The 18,705-nt window shown below is 34.3% G+C and carries 15 protein-coding genes; 11 read left to right on the top strand and 4 right to left on the bottom strand.

Annotated features, from left to right (window positions below; translation table 11 throughout):
- Positions 1-8 precede the first annotated feature (8 nt).
- The gene (gene gltX / locus Q0822_RS05685; protein ID WP_299121279.1) at positions 9-1,523 is read right to left on the bottom strand and encodes a glutamate--tRNA ligase; all 1,515 of its coding nucleotides are present in this window, start codon (positions 1,521-1,523) and stop codon (positions 9-11) included.
- A 144-nt stretch (positions 1,524-1,667) separates the two neighbouring features.
- Here gltX and Q0822_RS05680 point away from each other — a divergent pair, with 144 nt between their 5' ends.
- Entirely contained in the window at positions 1,668-2,027 is a 360-nt protein-coding gene (locus Q0822_RS05680; RefSeq protein WP_299121277.1) for an immunity 22 family protein, read from the top strand.
- Here the strand turns inward: Q0822_RS05680 and Q0822_RS05675 are convergent.
- On the bottom strand, positions 2,024-3,067 hold the full coding sequence (locus Q0822_RS05675; protein ID WP_299121275.1) for an alkane 1-monooxygenase: 1,044 nt from the start codon (positions 3,065-3,067) through the stop codon (positions 2,024-2,026). The genes Q0822_RS05680 and Q0822_RS05675 overlap by 4 nt on opposite strands.
- 193 nt (positions 3,068-3,260) lie before the next feature.
- Between Q0822_RS05675 and Q0822_RS05670 the strand changes: the two genes are divergently transcribed.
- From Q0822_RS05670 to Q0822_RS05650, 5 genes are all read left to right on the top strand, one after another.
- The gene (locus Q0822_RS05670) at positions 3,261-6,863 is read left to right on the top strand and encodes a DUF4175 family protein (protein ID WP_299121272.1); all 3,603 of its coding nucleotides are present in this window, start codon (positions 3,261-3,263) and stop codon (positions 6,861-6,863) included.
- Positions 6,856-7,266, top strand: a complete 411-nt coding sequence (gene ybeY / locus Q0822_RS05665) for an rRNA maturation RNase YbeY (protein ID WP_299121269.1) — start codon at positions 6,856-6,858, stop codon at positions 7,264-7,266. Before Q0822_RS05670 ends, ybeY begins: the two co-directional genes overlap by 8 nt.
- A gap of 83 nt (positions 7,267-7,349) precedes the next feature.
- Positions 7,350-9,221 carry a tRNA uridine-5-carboxymethylaminomethyl(34) synthesis enzyme MnmG gene (mnmG, locus tag Q0822_RS05660; RefSeq protein ID WP_299121267.1) on the top strand — a complete coding sequence of 624 codons (1,872 nt, stop codon included), beginning with the start codon at positions 7,350-7,352 and terminating at the stop codon, positions 9,219-9,221.
- 79 nt (positions 9,222-9,300) lie between these two features.
- Complete coding sequence (locus Q0822_RS05655; RefSeq protein ID WP_299121264.1) at positions 9,301-10,158, top strand: class I SAM-dependent methyltransferase; 858 nt, start codon at positions 9,301-9,303, stop codon at positions 10,156-10,158.
- Between the two features lie 211 nt (positions 10,159-10,369).
- Positions 10,370-10,933, top strand: coding sequence for an OmpH family outer membrane protein (locus Q0822_RS05650; protein WP_299121262.1), 564 nt, complete (start codon positions 10,370-10,372; stop codon positions 10,931-10,933).
- Between the two features lie 36 nt (positions 10,934-10,969).
- Here the strand turns inward: Q0822_RS05650 and Q0822_RS05645 are convergent, their stop codons facing one another.
- Entirely contained in the window at positions 10,970-12,127 is a 1,158-nt protein-coding gene (locus tag Q0822_RS05645; protein WP_299121259.1) for a DNA polymerase III subunit delta', read from the bottom strand.
- A 64-nt stretch (positions 12,128-12,191) separates the two neighbouring features.
- Between Q0822_RS05645 and Q0822_RS05640 the strand changes: the two genes are divergently transcribed.
- The 3 genes from Q0822_RS05640 to Q0822_RS05630 all read left to right on the top strand — a co-directional run bounded on the left by Q0822_RS05640 (position 12,192) and on the right by Q0822_RS05630 (position 16,015).
- A complete protein-coding gene (locus Q0822_RS05640) occupies positions 12,192-13,379 on the top strand; it encodes a phosphoglycerate kinase (protein WP_299121257.1) in 1,188 nt (395 codons plus the stop codon).
- A 75-nt stretch (positions 13,380-13,454) separates the two neighbouring features.
- A complete protein-coding gene (locus tag Q0822_RS05635) occupies positions 13,455-15,011 on the top strand; it encodes a LysM peptidoglycan-binding domain-containing protein (RefSeq protein ID WP_299121255.1) in 1,557 nt (518 codons plus the stop codon).
- A 23-nt stretch (positions 15,012-15,034) separates the two neighbouring features.
- Positions 15,035-16,015: a DUF4837 family protein gene (locus tag Q0822_RS05630; RefSeq protein WP_299121253.1), complete on the top strand. Its 981-nt coding sequence runs from the start codon at positions 15,035-15,037 to the stop codon at positions 16,013-16,015.
- A gap of 11 nt (positions 16,016-16,026) precedes the next feature.
- Here the strand turns inward: Q0822_RS05630 and Q0822_RS05625 are convergent, their stop codons facing one another.
- Positions 16,027-16,209 (bottom strand): twin-arginine translocase TatA/TatE family subunit, encoded by a 183-nt coding sequence (locus Q0822_RS05625; RefSeq protein WP_299121251.1) that lies wholly within the window; start codon positions 16,207-16,209, stop codon positions 16,027-16,029.
- 113 nt (positions 16,210-16,322) lie between these two features.
- Here Q0822_RS05625 and Q0822_RS05620 point away from each other — a divergent pair, with 113 nt between their 5' ends.
- Together Q0822_RS05620 and Q0822_RS05615 are read left to right on the top strand one after the other, a co-directional pair.
- Positions 16,323-17,192 (top strand): M23 family metallopeptidase, encoded by an 870-nt coding sequence (locus tag Q0822_RS05620; protein ID WP_299121249.1) that lies wholly within the window; start codon positions 16,323-16,325, stop codon positions 17,190-17,192.
- Positions 17,192-18,694 carry a GH3 auxin-responsive promoter family protein gene (locus Q0822_RS05615; protein WP_299121247.1) on the top strand — a complete coding sequence of 501 codons (1,503 nt, stop codon included), beginning with the start codon at positions 17,192-17,194 and terminating at the stop codon, positions 18,692-18,694. Before Q0822_RS05620 ends, Q0822_RS05615 begins: the two co-directional genes overlap by 1 nt.
- Positions 18,695-18,705 lie beyond the last annotated feature (11 nt).

Genomic DNA, 18,705 nt, shown 5'->3' with positions numbered 1-18,705 from the left:
GTATTTTTTTAAAATGAATTGATAGCGATTTCTATACGCTTAATGCTTTCGTGTTTTCCAATCATAAACATAATATCAAAGACATCTGGCCCCTGTAAAGCACCAACTAAAGCCAGTCTTAAAGGCATCATCACTTTACCAAATCCAATTTCCTTGAATGTAATCCATTCTTTTATGGAAGTTCGTAGGGTTTCCGCAGAATCAGCTTGGGTTTTTTCAATTACAGAAACCAACTCATTCATTAGTGTATCAGTATCTTCTTTCCATGCTTTTTTAGCCGCTTTTTCATTATACGATGTTGGTGAAATAAAAAAGAAGTGACTCAATTCCCAAAAATCACTAACAAAAGTGGCGCGTTCTTTAATTAAGTCAACAACTAAAGCGATGTAATTAATATCAACATCAGAAAGTAAAATGTTTTTTGATTGAAATTCCTTTGCCAAATCTAAATCTAGCTGTTGTTGCATGTAGTGATGATTAAACCACTTTGTTTTATCAGGGTCAAAACGCGCTCCGGCTTTGTGTACTGTCTCTAGATCAAAAGCTTCTATCAATTCTTCTAAGCTGAAAATTTCTTGTTCTGTCCCTGGATTCCAGCCTAAAAAGGCCAGAAAATTAACGACAGCTTCTGGGAAATAACCATCTTCCTTATAACCTTTTGAAATGGTTCCGTCTGGCGCAGTATATTCTAATGGAAACACAGGAAAGCCCAGCTTATCACCATCACGTTTACTTAATTTACCTTTTCCTGTTGGTTTCAAAATCAATGGTAAATGCGCAAATTCTGGTGCTTCCCAACCAAAAGCATCATATAATAATTGATGTAATGCCAAAGATGGCAACCATTCTTCTCCACGAATCACATGCGTAATTTCCATTAAATGATCATCCACAATATTTGCTAGGTGATATGTTGGCATACCATCACTTTTAAAAAGAATTTTATCATCAAGTACATTTGTGTCGATAGAAATATCACCACGGATAATGTCTTTTAAGTGAAGTGTTTCATCTTGCGGAGATTTAAAACGCACCACATAGTGCTCACCAGCTTCTATTTTTGCTTGAGTTTCTGCTTCACTAAGCACTAAAGAATTTACTAAACGCCCTTTTTCACGATTATGCCAATTATAAATAAATGTTTTACCCTCAGCTTCATGACCTTTTCTGTGTGCATCGAGTTGCTCAGAGGTGTCAAATGCATAATAGGCTTTACCAGAGGCTATCAATTCATCTGCATATTGCTTGTATAAATGTTTACGCTCACTTTGCCTATAAGGACCAAATTTCTCATTCTTGCTAGGACCTTCATCAAAAGGAATACCGCACCAATTCAGGGATTCTACAATATAGTCTTCAGCACCATCTACATAGCGATTTTGATCTGTGTCTTCTATTCTCAACACAAAGTCACCACCATGCTTTTTAGCAAATAAATAGTTGAATAAAGCGGTTCTTACACCACCAATATGTAAAGGTCCTGTTGGACTTGGCGCAAAGCGCACGCGTACGTTTTTAGACATAACTTGTTGTAGCAATAATTTGTCATTCTGAATTTATTTCAGAATCTAGCGCAAAGATAGTTTGATAAGATTTGAGAACAAAGAAATATGGATTATTCAATGATGATTTAAGCAAATCTTATTTAAATTCAATAAATTTATTTAATGGAAGAATATGGAAAAGTATCTATCTGGGTTGGAAATTTTAAAGGCGCTAACGAGTTTGGTGGGTACATGGAAGAGGTTTTTGATAAAGAAGGTGATTCAACCTCGAAATTTATGATTGATTTTAAAATTGATTATATAGACATCCAATTTCAAGAGGTGGATTTCAATAATCAAAAGATGTCTTTAGAAGATAAATTAGAAGGCTGTTCGTATCTTGATACATTTAGTGATCAAATACCTATTATTAGCGAGCACTATAACTCTGTTGTTTGCCTTTATAACTTCAAATATAGCGGATTAATCAAAGAATGTAGTAATCTCAAATATATTGGATATTTTAATTATAAAGAAGATTAATCAACTACCATCTCTCTAGGTACGCGCTTATTCATAATACCAAACCAAAGTGGTGGAATCATTGCCAAAACCATAGACGTCGGATAGCCGTAAGGCATTTGAGGACTTTCATCATGACAATCTAAAACCTGATATTTTTTTGACGATTTATAATGATGATCGCTATGTCTAGTTAATTCGTAGAGTACAATTCTGCCAATAACATGGTTAGAGTTCCAAGAGTGCATTTCTTTAACACGTTCGTAACGACCAGATTTTGTTTTAAATCTAATTAATCCATAGTGCTCAATATAATTGACGGTTTCGAGCAAAACAAAACCAACAATTCCTGCGAAAAAAGCAAAGATTAAAGCTGTAATCCCAAAAGCAAGAGCGATTGCAGCTAGGTAAATAACTTGAAAAACCACATACCAAAACATATCATTTTTTAAGGAAAAGAAAGATTGTTTATTAGTCTTCAGCAATTTATTCTGAATTTTCCAAGCACTGAAATATTGACGAACCGTTGAGGTTAACCAAAAAGAATATACGCTTTGGTTATAACGCGCTGTTGCAGGATCTTCTGGTGTTGCAGCGTGTAAATGGTGTCCAAAATTATGCTCAATATAAAAGTGCATGTAGAATGAGGGCAGAAGCAACGCTTTACCGATAAAACGCTCATTGGTGGTTTGCCTATGACCAAGTTCATGAGCGACATTAATACCATTTACACCAAGCACAATACCAACAGAAAAAATTAAACCTACAAATTCATAAGTCGCTAAGGTTTCGTTTTTAGTTATAAATAAACCATAAAGAACGAGCCCAAATACTATAGGTAAATTTAAATAAAGCAGCCAATCAAATAGTTTTCGTTTTAATTTATGGTCAGCTTCATCAGGCTTCAGATTGTTTGTGTCCACAGGAAATATGACTTCTAAAATGGGAATGCAAACAAAAGCAAAAACAGGTGTTGCCCAAGTCCAGTATTCTTTTAAGGTTAAACTCAACAAACAAATTAAAGGAATCGAAAATGCAGCTAGATATTTAAGGTCTTTCATTGATTTTTTTATTCCTAAGTAGGCGGGAATTTGTTTTAAGTTAATGATTTACTGATTTTGAGCCTAATTTAACACTCAAAACACCTAAATTAACAGAATCTTATCAAATTTATCAAATTAGCTATTGAAATAAAATTGTAGATTAGTAAGTTATATAAATTCAAAGTACTAGACAGTATAGAAATTACACAAAATGAGCAATTTCGAAAACATAAAGAGTAAACTAGAACAGTTTATTAAAAGATATTATACCAATGAACTGCTTAAAGGCGCCATTTTATTTTTTGCCATTGGTTTATTGTATCTTATTATAACCTTGTTTGTCGAATATATGCTTTGGTTAAACCCAACAGCTAGAACAATTCTATTCTGGACATTTATTGCAGTAGAAATGGGTTTGTTCGTCAAATTTATAGCAATTCCTCTCGCACATTTATTCAAGCTAAGAAAAGGAATTAACTATGAAACCGCATCTAAACTAATAGGTAATCATTTTCCAGAAGTCAATGATAAGCTGTTGAATGTATTACAATTAAACCAAAATCCGCATCAATCCGATTTGTTGATTGCCAGCATAGAGCAGAAGTCGCAAGAATTACAGCCCATTCCCTTTAAATCGGCAATAAATTTTCAATCAAACACCAAATACTTAAAGTACGCAGCAATTCCAATTGCTATTATTTTATTATCCGTTTTAACGGGGAAAATAAACTGGTTTAGCGACAGCTATGAACGCGTAGTAAATTACCAGACAGCATATGAGCCACCAGCACCATTTCAATTCTTTGTGGTTAATGAATCGCTTCAAGCTATTGAAAACAAAGATTTTAAATTAAATGTTTCGACTGTTGGCGATGTTATTCCTGAGAATGCTCAGATTAAATTTAATGGTCAATCTTACTTTTTACAGCAATTGGCACCTAGCGAATTCCAATATACATTTAGCCTTCCAAAAGAGGCTGTTGAGTTTACCTTGTCAGCAAATGATGTAGTATCTAAGCCCTATACTTTAGAGGTGGTGAACACGCCTAATCTTGTAAATTTTGAAATGGCTCTAGATTATCCATCACACACTAAAAAACAGGATGAAGTTTTAAAAAGTACTGGTTCTGCGGTGATTCCTGAAGGCACAAAAGTTACCTGGAGGGCAAAAACAAAATCAACAACAGCGGTCCGTATTTACGCAGAAGACACATTAAATTTTAAGACTAATAAAGATGGTGGTTTTGAAACTTCAAAACGTTTGTATAAAAATTACGACTACAGCATCACGACGAGCAATAACAATTTAATAGACTATGAGGATTTAGCTTATAATATTAATGTTGTAAGAGATATTTATCCAGAATTAAGCATTAAGGTTCAAAAAGACTCTATAGACAATCAAAGTTTGTATTTCTATGGTCAAGCGAGCGATGATTATGGCTTAAACAAATTGCAATTGGTGTATTATCGTTCTGAAGATGAATCTAAAAAAGCGGTTGTGCCAATTAATATTTCAAAATCAAATTTCAGCGAATTTGTAAGTGCATTTCCAAATCAGTTGAATTTGGAAGAAGGCGTAAGCTACCAATTATATTTCGAGGTCTTTGATAATGATGTCATTCACAATTATAAGCGCACAAAAAGCTCTGTATTTAGTTATAGAAAATTAACTAAAGACGAAGAAGAGCAGAAGCAGCTTAACGAACAGAATGAGACTATAAAAGATATCAGTAAAACTTTTGATAAGCTTCAAGAGCAAGACAAAAAGCTAGAGGAGTTGTCTAAAACTCAAAAAGAAAAGGAAAGCCTAAATTTTAATGACAAGAAGAAGTTTGAAGATTTTCTAAAACGTCAGAAGAACCAGGAGCAGTTGATGAAAAACTTCAACAAAAAGCTTCAGGATAATTTAGAAGAGTTTCAGAACGAAAAGAAAGAAGAAGATCAATTCAAAGAGGATCTTAAAGAGCGTTTAAAAGAAAATGAAGAGCAACTCAAAAAAGACGAAAAATTACTAGAAGAACTTGAAGAGTTAAAGGATAAAATTAATAAAGAAGAATTCACACAAAAACTTGAAGAACTAGCCAAGCAAAATAAGAACAAGAAGCGTAGCATGAAACAGCTTTTAGAATTGACCAAGCGTTTTTATGTAATGAAGAAGGCTGAAAAAATTTCGAATCAACTAGATAAATTGTCTGAGGAACAAGAAAAACTATCAGAAAATGATAAAGAAAACACCAAAGAAGCTCAAGATAAATTGAACAAAGAATTTGAAAAGCTTCAAAAGGATTTGGATGAATTAAAGCGCGAGGATCGACAGCTTCAAAAACCAATGGGAGTTAAAAGAGATGAGTTTTTAGAAGATGAAATAAATTTCGACCAGAAAGAGGCTAAAGAAGCGCTTGAAAAACAAGAACAAAGCGAAGGGGAACAAAATTCACAACAAGCCCAAGAGCAACAGGAAAAAGCAAAGAAGAATCAAAAGAAAGCGTCCAAGAAGATGAAGCAAATGAGTGAAATGATGAAAAAAGCTATGTCTGGCGGAGGTGGAGGCGGAGACCAAACCGCTGAAGACATAGACACCCTGCGACAGATTCTAGAGAACTTGCTACTCTATTCATTTGACCAAGAGTCACTTATGAATACGTTTGACGATATTGATATCAATAATAATAAATATGGTAAGTATATTATTGATCAAAGTAATCTTAGAGAGCACTTTGAGCATATAGACGACAGTTTGTTTTCCTTATCTCTAAGACAACCTAAGATTTCAGAAAAAGTAAATTCTCAGATCACAGATGTTTATTTTAATATAGATAAAGCACTTGGACAGCTAACAGAGAATAGATTGTATCAAGGGGTGTCTTCACAACAATATGCGATTACGGCAAGTAATGAGTTAGCGAGTTTCTTAAGTGATATTCTAGATAATATGGAAATGTCTATGAATCCATCACCAGGTTCTGGCGGAGGCGGAGGGCAACAACTTCCAGATATTATTATGAGTCAAGAAGAGCTCAATAAACAAATGGAAGAAGGTGTTAAGAAAAGCGAAAAAGGAAAAGAAGGTAAGGAAGGTGAGGGAGAGAAAGCTGGTGAAGAAGGTAAATCAGGAAAAGAAGGAGAAGGCGAAAAGCCTGGGGAAAGCGGAGAGTCTGGTAAAGAAGGTGAAAGCGGAGAAGGCGGAGAGAACGGTAAAAGTGGGCAACAACAAGGAAAAGGTGGCGAAGGAGGACAAAAGGGCGAAAATGGAAATCAGAATGGAGAGGGTAACCAAAATGGGAAGCAAGGAGATAATGGAAAGGGTGGAAAGAAAGGGAAAGACGGTAAAAATGGTGGTAGCGGAACCGATGGTGAAGGTGAGAAGAATGATGGTTATGGAGAAGGCGGAAGTGAAGAACAGAATGGCGAACTGTTTAAAATTTATCAACAACAACAACAATTACGTCAAGCATTAGAAGATAGATTAGCCAAGGATGGAAAGATAGAATCTGCAGGACAGTTAATTAAACAAATGGAAGATATAGAGTTAGATTTATTAAATTCCGGCTTTACAAATCAAACACTTCAAAAGATGATGGATTTACAACATCAACTGCTTAAATTAGAGAACGCAACTTTTATGCAAGGACAAGACTCTAAGCGCAAATCGGAAACCAACAACAAAGAATTCAATCAAACAAATGCTAGTCAAATACCAACAGCGAAACAATATTTTAATACTACAGAAATATTAAATCGCCAAGCCCTACCTTTGCAGAATCATTTTAAGAAGAAGATTCAAGAGTATTTTAAAAAGAGCAATGATTAGTTTTCACTACGAAACCGATTTTAAGTTAGAGGACAATAGCCAATTATCAGAATGGATTTCTGAAACAATTTTAGAGGAAAACCGTAAAGAAGGCGAGATCAATTATATATTTTGTTCGGATGATTATTTACATCAACTTAATGTTGATTTTTTGAGTCACGATACTTTCACGGACATTATTAGTTTTGACTACTCGGTAGGAAAAGAACTACACGGAGATATTTACATTTCTGTTGATCGTGTTAAAGAAAATGCGTCAGATTTTGATGTAGACTTTAAAGACGAACTGGCTCGAGTAATGATTCATGGCATACTCCATTATTGTGGTTACAAAGACAAAGCCGCTAAGGATAAAGAGGTGATGCGCACAAAGGAAGATTATTATCTAGTTAAGCGCCTATAAGTATTACGCTTTCGATGTATATTTGCAAACTCAAATTTTTATAAGTGATAATTGTTCCACGTGGAACAAAATGGAAATGAATTATGTTTAACGATGTTTATGATGTTATAGTGGTTGGTGCTGGCCACGCAGGAAGCGAGGCTGCGGCTGCGGCTGCAAATATGGGAAGTAAGACATTGTTAATTACAATGAATCTTCAAAACATTGCGCAGATGTCTTGCAATCCAGCAATGGGTGGAATTGCGAAAGGTCAGATTGTTAGAGAGATTGATGCGCTTGGCGGATATAGCGGGATTGTTTCTGACACCTCTGCGATTCAATTTAAGATGCTCAATAAGTCAAAAGGACCTGCGATGTGGAGTCCTAGAGTGCAATCCGACAGAATGCGTTTTGCTGAAGATTGGAGATTGCTTTTAGAGGGCACACCTAATCTCGATTTCTATCAAGAAATGGTTTCGGGTTTAATCGTTGAAAACAATAAAGTAGTGGGTGTAAAAACATCACTTGGTATTGAGGTTAAATCAAGAACTGTTGTCCTAACGAATGGGACTTTCTTGAATGGTTTAATTCATATAGGGGATAAAAATTTTGGTGGTGGAAGGGCTGGTGAAAGAGCGGCAACTGGAATCACGGAACAATTGGTTAATCTTGGGTTTGACTCTGGTAGAATGAAAACTGGAACACCGCCAAGAGTTGATGGAAGGTCATTAGATTATTCTAAAATGATTGAACAGCCAGGGGATGAAAACCCAGAGAAGTTTTCATACTTAGATGTTACGAGCGCACTTAAAGAACAACGCTCTTGTCATATGACATATACAAGCGAACATGTTCATGATTTGCTACGAGAAGGCTTTGATCGCTCACCAATGTTTAATGGTAGAATTAAAAGTGTTGGGCCACGATATTGCCCATCGATTGAAGATAAGATTAATCGTTTTGCAGACAAAGACAGACATCAACTATTTGTAGAGCCAGAAGGTTGGAATACTGTTGAGGTTTATGTAAATGGGTTTTCCACATCACTTCCAGAGGATGTTCAGTTTAAAGCTTTACGTTCAGTTGTTGGTTTTGAAAACGTAAAATTCTTTAGGCCAGGATATGCTATAGAATACGATTATTTTCCGCCAACACAATTAAAGCATACGCTAGAAACAAAATTGGTTGAAGGATTGTTTTTTGCTGGACAAATTAACGGAACAACAGGTTATGAAGAAGCTGCATCTCAAGGTTTGATGGCTGGAATAAATGCAAGTTTGCAAGTTCAAGACAAAGAAGTTTTCACGCTACAGAGGGATGAAGCATATATAGGTGTTTTGATTGATGATTTAATCACTAAAGGAACAGAAGAGCCATACAGAATGTTTACATCTCGAGCTGAATATAGAACCTTGTTAAGACAAGATAATGCTGATTTTAGATTAACACCTAAAGGATATAAAATTGGTTTAGCTTCTGAAAAACGCTTAAAACGAATGGAGGAAAAACAATCAAAGTCTGATGCGTTTGTGCAGTTTTTTAAAGACACTAGTGTAAAGCCAGAAGAGGCAAACCCTGTTTTAGAGTCTAAAAATTCATCTCCAGTAAAACAACAAGACAAGATGTTTAAGTTGTTTGCAAGACCAAATATCACAACAGATGATGTTCGGAAATTTAAGGCTGTTGAGAATTATATTCAAACTAATAAATTAGATTCCGAAGTCATTGAGCAAACGGAAATTCAAGTAAAATATGCCGGCTACATTGAGAAGGAAAAGAACAATGCGGATAAACTAAATCGACTTGAGAATTTAAAGATACCAGCCGACTTCGATTACCATAAACTAAAATCTATGAGCATGGAGGCAAGGCTGAAGTTAACCGAAATTAAGCCTGTTACTATTTCTCAGGCTTCTAGAATCAGTGGTGTTTCACCAAATGATATTTCTGTTTTATTGGTTTATTTAGGTAGATAAACTTAAATGTTCCACGTGAAACAATTGAAATTAGTGTCTCATTTTTGTCATTCTGAACTCGTTTCAGAATCTATACAATATGCATAATAAACCTATATACATAACCTTAAAAGATCATTCTGTTTCAGGCGAAAAATTTCAGCTACTGTATAATAAGGAATTGGATATGCTAGAAACATTCCCGCAGCCTGAAACTCATAAACTTTCAGATTATTACAATAGCCAAGATTACATATCTCACACAGACTCCCAAAGAAATATTTTAGAATATGTTTATCATAAAGTGAGGGAAATTTCTTTAAATAAAAAATTAAGGCTCATCAATTCTTTTTCTTCTGAATCTAAAAACTTATTAGATATTGGATGTGGCACAGGAGACTTTTTACAAACTGCCTTAAACTCTAATTGGAATATTACAGGCATTGAGCCAAATGAACAAGCGAGACTAATTGCAAACTCTAAAACCAATAACTCCGTTTTTGAAACTGAACACTTAGATAAATTAGCCCCTAACAGTTTTGATGTAATTACACTCTGGCATGTGTTAGAACATTTACCAAATCTAGAAATGCATACAACATTGTTCAAACACCTTCTAAAGCCAAACGGAACTTTGGTAATCGCGGTTCCTAATTTTAAAAGTTATGATGCTAAATATTATAAAAACTTCTGGGCTGCTTATGATGTCCCTAGACACCTATGGCATTTTTCTAAAACTTCTATTTCAGAATTATTTCAGAAAGAAAATCTAAAATTAGAAAAGACATTACCAATGGTTTTTGACGCTTATTACGTCAGTCTACTTTCTGAAAAATATAAATCTGGATTTATGAATCCTATTAAAGCATTTTGGATTGGATTACGCTCAAATTTAAAAGCAAGACGCTCTAAAGAGTATTCATCTCATATTTATATCGTCAAGAATGACAATCCGTAATATAAGCAGCTCTATTTTTATATCACTAAGCAAAACAACCAAGAACAAAGAAAAAATGCTAAGCGTGCTTAAAAGGCCTTATTTGGCCTCTTTTTCCATAGCAATTAATAATATGCTATAAATGTTATAATAGAAAACATCAATACTAAAAAAAATTAACAAAACACAGCCTAACTTTTATACATTTGCAAAAATTAAATTGAAACATAAAATGAAGAAAATAATTTTAAGTCTATTGGTTTTAGTTGTTGCAGCATCTTGCCAGGAACAACAAAAAATCGCTTTTATAGATAATGGCCAGGTAATTAAAGATTACCAAATGAAAATCGATATGGAGGCTAAGTACAAGAAAAAGGATGAGGCTTACAAAAGAAGAACGGATAGTATTGGTCAGGCTTATCAATTAGATGCGCAACAAACGCAATTAAAGCTGAGTAGCTTGTCACAAAAGAAACAGCAAGAGGGTTCACAACAGTTCAGCCAAAAATGGCAACTGATTCAACAACAATTGCAATACGAGCAGCAACAAATGGAGCAAGCATTTAGCAAAGAAATGGATTCAGTAATTAAAAGTGTTAATGAATTTGTTGAAGGTTATGGACAAAAGAATGGATATACATTTATTTTAGGTAAAAACGGTGCTGGTAGCGTTATGTTTGGTAAAGAAGAAAAAGATATTTCTGAAGCCGTAACAAAAGCAATCAATGATGATTACAATGGTAAGGATTCAGAAGAAGCTACCACCAAAACCACTGAAAAGGTAGAAGATAATTAAAACTTTATTCTCTGGATATATACAAAAGCCAAGCTTCTATGCTTGGCTTTTTTTATGCAATAATCGCGTGAGTTTTATAGACAAATCTGTAAGAATAATCTTAGAGTTGCCATTGCGTTCAATATGATAAATAGCATCTTGTATTTCTTCAGAAATATCTAAAATATTTGAATCGTGAACAAAAGGTGCAAACTTTTCTAGCTTAAAACTTTCAGATTTTGGTTCTAAATAGACCAACTCATTAGCTTTATAATTCATCAGTAAAGCTTGTCTAAAATAATTTAAACAAAACGCTAAAAACTTCTTCTGAGTTTCTCGCCCAGTCTTAGCAATTTCTTCAGACCAAGACATTAAATCTCTAATTGCACTTTTATTCCCCTTTGCCTTAAAAGCAGAGCGAACCCAAATTACAAACCATTTTTCAAATTGAATATCTTCACTGTCTTGATAAATTAAATCACAAGCCTTATTGTAATTACCATTAGCTTGATGCGCAATTTTGGTGGCTATAGATTGTTCAATATGGTAGTTCTTAACTAAGGCTCTTGTAATAACTTCTTCTGCTAATGGAGGGAAATGTAATACTTGACAACGTGAACGAATCGTATTAATAATTTGCTCTTCATCTTCTGCAATAAGAATAAAAATAGTCTTTTCCGGTGGCTCTTCAATTAACTTCAAAAGCTTATTGGCTGATGGAGTGTTCATTTTTTCAGCCATCCAAATCAACATTACCTTGTAACCACCCTCGTAAGATTTAAGGGATAAAGATTTTACAATTTCTAGGGCTTCGTCTACGCCAATTTGCCCCTGTTTATTATCTACGCCAAGTAATTTATACCAATCAAATAGATTTCCATAAGGTTGCTGATCTAGTAATTGTCTCCATTCTTCTAAATAAAAATTAGAAATAGGTTTGCTTTTTACTTTATCACTTGTTGTAACCGGAAATGCAAAATGAAGATCTGGGTGCGAAAAATTCTTGAACTTTATGTTGCAAGACTCATTTCTGCCCTTATTTTCCCCATCTTTATTACCACAAAGTATATATTGAGCATAAGCCAAAGCCATCGGGAGAGTGCCAGAACCTTCTGGTCCGACAAATAATTGAGCATGTGCAATTCTACCGTTATCAACACTTGTGGTAAGGTGGTTTTTGATATGTTCTTGACCTAATACTTCAGAAAATTGCATAAAGCAAAACTATATAAAAAATTTATGTTTCTAATCTTTATATTTGTGTTTCAAAATTTAAAAAATGAAGACATTAAACGATTTTAACTTTCAAGATAAAAAAGCATTAATCCGAGTAGATTTCAATGTGCCGCTAAATGATAATTTCGAAGTTACAGATGCCACAAGAATTGTGTCTGCTAAACCGACTATTATTAAAATTTTAGAAGATGGTGGAAGCTGTGTTTTAATGTCGCATTTAGGGCGACCAAAAGGTGTACAAGAGGAATTCTCTTTAAGGCACATAATAGATAAAATTGAAGACATTATTGGTGTTGATGTAAAGTTTGCAAGCAATTGTGTCGGGCCTGAGGCTGAAGAAAAAGCAGTAGCACTGCAATCAGGAGAAATTTTATTACTCGAAAACTTACGTTTTCATGAAGAGGAAAAACAAGGTAACAAAGACTTTGCGGAGCAGTTATCTAAACTTGGAGATATTTACGTAAACGATGCTTTTGGTACAGCACACAGAGCACATGCTTCAACAACTATTGTGGCAGAATTTTTCCCAGAAAACAAGTGCTTCGGAAGTCTTTTAGCGAAAGAAATTGAAAGTATCAAAAAGGTAATGGAAGATGGTGAAAAGCCAGTCTTGGCCATTCTTGGTGGTGCAAAAGTATCTTCAAAAATCACAGTTATCGAAAATATTTTAGATAAAGTTGATCATTTAATTATTGGTGGGGGAATGACATTTACCTTCGTTAAAGCACAAGGAGGGCGTGTTGGAGATTCTATTTGTGAAGATGACAAAATGGAATTGGCTTTAGATATTTTAAAACAAGCCGAAGCTAAGGGTGTTAAAATTCATTTACCTGTAGATGTAATAGCAGCAGATGCTTTTAGTAATGATGCTAATACACAAGTTGTAGATGTAAAACATATTCCTGATGGATGGCAAGGTCTTGATGCAGGTCCTAAATCGCTAGAAATTTTCGATAAGGTAGTAAACGAGTGTAAAACCATACTTTGGAATGGTCCTCTTGGGGTTTTTGAAATGGAAAGTTTCGCGAAAGGAACTATCGCTTTAGGAGATTCAATTGCAAACTCAACTAAAAATGGTGCTTTTTCTTTAGTGGGAGGAGGTGATTCTGTTGCAGCCGTAAAACAATTTGGTTTTGAGAACAAAGTAAGTTATGTAAGTACTGGAGGTGGTGCTATGTTAGAGAGTTTAGAAGGAAAAACTTTACCTGGAATTGCCGCTATATTAGGTTAATAGCAAAAAAATACTATTTTTAGCGTCTCCAACGTTCTAATTGCGTTGTATATTAAGAATCAATTTTTGAGACCTATGACATTTAAGACATTTTTACTGGCTTGTCTATCCTTACCTATGTTTAGTGGGTTTTCCCAAACTAAAACAGATAGTATTGCAAAACAACCAGTAGTTGTAATTACCAAAGACTCTGTTATTGATGGGAAACTTTTTGATTCTAAAAAAAAGATTTCACCTGTTGTAGACTCCTCAAGGGTTAAAAAACTGTATGATTTACCCGAAGCAGCTGAATTGGACAAGAAATGGCTTGATGAACTTTATAGTAATTCACTTTTTGATACTATTTATAAATCTGTTACTGAGCTAGAATATGAACCTGTTTATTATCCAGAACTTCCAACGGATACTTTAAAAGCGAGGTTAGCCCGTCTTAATGCCAGAACACCTTTTAATGTAGAGTACAATAAATCTCTAGAAAGTGTTATTAAAAGTTACTTAAAACATAGAAGAAATTCTTTAGAGCGACTAATGGGATTAAGCCATTTTTATTTTCCAATGTTCGAACAGGAGTTTGACAATTACAACATCCCTCTAGAGATGAAATATCTTGCCATTGTAGAATCGGCTTTAAAACCACGAGCACGCTCTCGAGTAGGAGCTACGGGCTTATGGCAATTTATGTATGGAACAGGAAAAGAACACGATCTGCAAGTAAGTAGTTATGTTGACGATCGTAGTGATCCTATAAAGTCGACCACAGCGGCTGCACAATATTTAGGACGTTTATATCGCATTTTTGGAGATTGGGATTTGGCTTTAGCGGCATACAATTCTGGTCCAGGAAATGTAAACAAAGCCATAAGACGTTCGGGTGGTTATAAGAATTATTGGAATATTCGACAGAATCTACCGCGTGAAACCGCTGGTTATGTACCAGCATTTTTGGCAACTATGTACATTTTTGAATATGCAAAAGAACATGGTTTTAAACCAGAACGACCAGCTTTCCAGCATATCGAAACCGACACCGTTCATGTAAAACAAATGATTTCGTTAGACCATGTTGCAGAAACTACTGGTGTGAAGATTGAAGAACTACAGTTCTTGAATCCAGCATACAAACTAGATATTATACCAAAGGTCGAGGGTAAAACTTATGTACTTAGGTTACCAAGAGAGGCGGTGGGTTCTTTTGTTACTAATGAAGATAAAATATATGCATTTGCAAATGCTGAATTTAATCAACGCGAAAAACCATTACCTCAACTTTTTAAAAACGACACTAAAATCCGTTATCGTGTAAGAAATGGTGACTATCTTGGTAAAATTGCGCGAAAGTATGGTGTAAGAGTTAGCCAGTTAAAACAATGGAATGGTTTACGAAACAACAATTTAAAAATAGGGCAACGACTAACTATTTATCCTAGAAACCAAAGCTCTTCATCTACCCCAAAACCAGCAAAAAAAGTAGTCAATACTGCCGGTAAACAAACTTACAAAGTAGAATCTGGAGATTCGCTTTGGACGATTGCACAAAAATTTTCTGGAGTTTCTGTTCAAAATATCAAAGATTGGAACGATATTAGTGGTAACAAACTAAAAATAGGAACAACATTAATTGTTTCTGAATAGTTAACTCAGAAAAACCTAAACTTATGAGAGCTTTATATTCTTTATTATTTTGTGCAGTATTATTAGCTTGTGGAGATAAAAAGAAAGATGATAGTAAGTTATATTTACCTGCATCTAACGGAAATTTAAACACCATCTCAATTGTGGCAGATAATATTTTATGGGAAGACAGTGTTGGGGAGAATATCCGAAACATTTTTGCATCTCCATTAAATGGCTTACCAACAGACGAACCAATGTTTAATATGAAACAAATTCCACCTCAGGTTTTTGATGGTTTTGCGGCACGAAGCAGAATAGTACTTAAAATTGAAAAAGGAAGTGAAGAACCTTCTACTAAGATCCTGAATGATGTTTTAGCAAGGCCACAAACAGTTGCTGTTGTTACCGGCAAGACAAATGAAGAAATTATTATTCAGTTAAAAGAAAACAAGGAAAAGATTATAGATGCTTTCAATAAAGAAGAGGTTAGGGAAAAACTCAGACGAATCAACAAATCGTTATTGGCTGATGAAGAAATGGAAAAAAAGCTAGGTATAACTATTGATATCCCAACAGCTTATAAAATTGGTAAAGCAGAAGATGACTTTTTCTGGATTAGAAAAAGTCTTACTAATACTAAGACCATGGATTTAATGCTTTACGAAATACCAATTAGCACTATTTCCAAGGGGGACAGTACAATTGTAGATATTGTAAAGATGCGCGATGAGATAACTAAAACTAAAATTCCTGGCGAAGACGGTATTTATATGGCAGTTGTAGACGACTATGCTCCTTCCATGTTTGAAACTATTATAGATAATAAACCAGCATATGAAGTTAGAGGCATTTGGGTAATGAAAGGTTTTACCATGGGAGGGCCATTTATAACTTATGCTATTGAAGATAAGATTAACAATCGTTATTTAATAGCTGACGGCTATGTATATGCGCCTTCGTTAGAAAAAAGAGATTATATATTTGAACTAGAATCTATGATTAAATCGATAAAAATTAAATAATAAAAAAGAGTTTATTCTTTCTCTTTACCGTCTGCTGACTCGTCTTTACTTGCGTCTTTAAATTCCTTAATTCCGCTGCCCAATCCTCTCATTAATTCGGGAATCTTTTTACCACCAAAAAGTAGTAAAATAGCAACCACTATAAGAACAATTTGCCAAGGACCCATCGCTAAAAATATACTGCTAGATATCATAATATTAGATTTAGACTGTAAAGTTAATCATTATAGTTTAATAATAACGCTGTTAAGCCAACTTTAAGACTTTATCATGATGCTATTTAAGGATTTTAACTAATTTTGTTTTGATGGCAAAAAATAAAAAAAAGGAGAAAAAATTCACCAAAAAGTTACTACACAAGTATCGTTTAGTTATTCTAAATGAAGATACTTTTGAGGAACGGTTTGCCATCAAGCTTACGAGACTAAACGTTTTTATATTAACCTCCCTTTCTGCTATATCTCTTGTTTTCTTTACTATTTTACTTATAGCTTTCACGCCTTTGAGAGAATATATTCCAGGTTATTCTTCAGCGAGGCTAAAGAAACAAGCAACCACATTAAATTATAAAACAGATTCTCTTGTTAACGAATTAGAACTTAACAAGCGTTATTATGCATCTATCAGAAAGGTATTGACAGGGGATGTTGCTTCTTTAGAATTTAATAGGGATTCTATTTTGCAAGCCGCAAAGAATGATGTGGGTACTTTGCAGGTAACAACAAATAAAGAAGACTCATTACTTAGAGAAAAAGTAGATAAAGAGGATAAATATAATCTATTTGAATCATCTGGGGACCAATCTAATTTTGTACTATTTCCTCCAGTCAATGGCACAATTTCAGAAGGCTATAATTTTGAAGAAAAACATTTTGCTGTAGATGTTGTTGTTGCCGCCAATACTCCAGTAAAAGCTACTGCAGACGGTACCGTAATCTTCGCAGAATGGACTGTTGAAACAGGTTATGTTGTTATAATAGAACACAATCGGGAGTTAATTTCTGTTTACAAGCACAATTCCTCGATTACAAAAGCTCAAGGTGATTTGGTGAAAGCAGGTGAGGTTATAGCCATGTCTGGTAATACGGGCGAATTAACCACAGGACCACATTTGCATTTTGAACTTTGGAGCAAAGGCTACCCTGTAAACCCAACTAACTTTATTGACTTTCAGTAATGCCATCAGTTAAAGCAGCACTTTCTAAACCCTTTGCAAAATATATTGCGAAGCGTATAAAAAAATGGTCATCCAAACCAGTTGAGACTCAGCATAACGTATTTAAAAACCTTATTTCAGAAGCCAAGCACACGGTTTTTGGGAAAGATCACAATTTCAGTGAAATAAAAACCTATGAAGATTTTAAGACGGCCATTCCTATTAGAGATTATGAAGAGTTAAAACCTTATGTAGAACGTGTTGTAAATGGTGAAGAAGATGTAATTTGGAAAGGGAAACCTATTTATTTTGCAAAAACCTCCGGAACAACCTCTGGCGCAAAATATATTCCAATCACTAAAGAGAGTATGCCAACCCATGTTGAAGCCGCTAGGAATGCAATTTTGATGTACATCAACGAAACTGGGAATTCAAAATTTGTTGATGGTAAAATGATTTTTCTTCAAGGAAGTCCCGTTCTAGAAGAAAAGAATGGTATAAAACTAGGGCGTTTGTCAGGTATTGTAGCGCACTATGTTCCAAAATATCTTCAAAAAAACAGAATGCCAAGTTTAGAAACTAATTGCATAGAAGATTGGGAAACTAAAGTTGAGGCGATTGTAGAGGAAACAATCAATGAAGATATGAGGATCATTTCAGGAATTCCTTCATGGGTTCAGATGTATTTTGAAAAACTCATTGAAAAATCAGACAAACAGGTTGGTGACATTTTCAAAAACTTTAATCTTTTCATCTTTGGGGGTGTTAACTATGAGCCATATAAAGCCAAATTTGAAAATTTAATTGGCAGAAAAGTAGATAGTATAGAATTGTATCCTGCGAGTGAAGGTTTTTTTGCTTTTCAAGATAAACAAAACGAAAAAGGAATGTTGCTTCAGCTTAATTCGGGTATTTTTTATGAGTTTGTAGAAGCGGAACATTTCTATGAAGATAATCCTTTACGTATTACTATTGCTGATGTAAAATTAGGAGTTAATTATGTAATGATAATTTCGACAACAGCTGGTCTCTGGGCCTATAACATTGGTGATACTGTAGAATTTACTTCATTAAAACCTTACAGAGTCATCGTAAGCGGAAGAATAAAACATTTTATTTCAGCATTTGGGGAACACGTTATAGGAAAAGAGGTTGAACAAGCACTAAAAGAAGCCTGTATAGATACTTCTATATCGGTAAATGAATTCACTGTTGCTCCACAAATTAATCCAACTGAGGGTTTACCATACCACGAATGGTTTATCGAGTTTGAAAATGAACCTGAAAACGAACATGTTTTTATTGAAGCTTTGGAAAAATCATTGCAACACCAAAATAGTTATTATTTCGATTTAATTAATGGAAAAGTATTAAGACGATTAAAAATCACTAAAATCAAAAAAGAAGGATTTCAAACCTATATGAAATCTATCGGAAAGTTAGGAGGACAAAATAAAATTCCAAGACTATCTAACGACAGAAAAATTGCCGACATAATGTATAAACTAAATTTAACGAAATAACCCTATATTTG

It is taken from the genome of uncultured Winogradskyella sp., from assembly GCF_947496485.1.
Taxonomy (GTDB): domain Bacteria; phylum Bacteroidota; class Bacteroidia; order Flavobacteriales; family Flavobacteriaceae; genus Winogradskyella.
This window is presented reverse-complemented; position numbering and strand designations above follow the sequence as displayed.

Coding starts and splice junctions, on each gene's coding strand:
- gltX (WP_299121279.1), bottom strand. CDS start 1,523: ATGTCTAAAAACGTACGCGTGCGCTTTGCGCCAAGTCCAACAGGACCT.
- Q0822_RS05680 (WP_299121277.1), top strand. CDS start 1,668: ATGGAAGAATATGGAAAAGTATCTATCTGGGTTGGAAATTTTAAAGGC.
- Q0822_RS05675 (WP_299121275.1), bottom strand. CDS start 3,067: ATGAAAGACCTTAAATATCTAGCTGCATTTTCGATTCCTTTAATTTGT.
- Q0822_RS05670 (WP_299121272.1), top strand. CDS start 3,261: ATGAGCAATTTCGAAAACATAAAGAGTAAACTAGAACAGTTTATTAAA.
- ybeY (WP_299121269.1), top strand. CDS start 6,856: ATGATTAGTTTTCACTACGAAACCGATTTTAAGTTAGAGGACAATAGC.
- mnmG (WP_299121267.1), top strand. CDS start 7,350: ATGTTTAACGATGTTTATGATGTTATAGTGGTTGGTGCTGGCCACGCA.
- Q0822_RS05655 (WP_299121264.1), top strand. CDS start 9,301: ATGCATAATAAACCTATATACATAACCTTAAAAGATCATTCTGTTTCA.
- Q0822_RS05650 (WP_299121262.1), top strand. CDS start 10,370: ATGAAGAAAATAATTTTAAGTCTATTGGTTTTAGTTGTTGCAGCATCT.
- Q0822_RS05645 (WP_299121259.1), bottom strand. CDS start 12,127: ATGCAATTTTCTGAAGTATTAGGTCAAGAACATATCAAAAACCACCTT.
- Q0822_RS05640 (WP_299121257.1), top strand. CDS start 12,192: ATGAAGACATTAAACGATTTTAACTTTCAAGATAAAAAAGCATTAATC.
- Q0822_RS05635 (WP_299121255.1), top strand. CDS start 13,455: ATGACATTTAAGACATTTTTACTGGCTTGTCTATCCTTACCTATGTTT.
- Q0822_RS05630 (WP_299121253.1), top strand. CDS start 15,035: ATGAGAGCTTTATATTCTTTATTATTTTGTGCAGTATTATTAGCTTGT.
- Q0822_RS05625 (WP_299121251.1), bottom strand. CDS start 16,209: ATGATATCTAGCAGTATATTTTTAGCGATGGGTCCTTGGCAAATTGTT.
- Q0822_RS05620 (WP_299121249.1), top strand. CDS start 16,323: ATGGCAAAAAATAAAAAAAAGGAGAAAAAATTCACCAAAAAGTTACTA.
- Q0822_RS05615 (WP_299121247.1), top strand. CDS start 17,192: ATGCCATCAGTTAAAGCAGCACTTTCTAAACCCTTTGCAAAATATATT.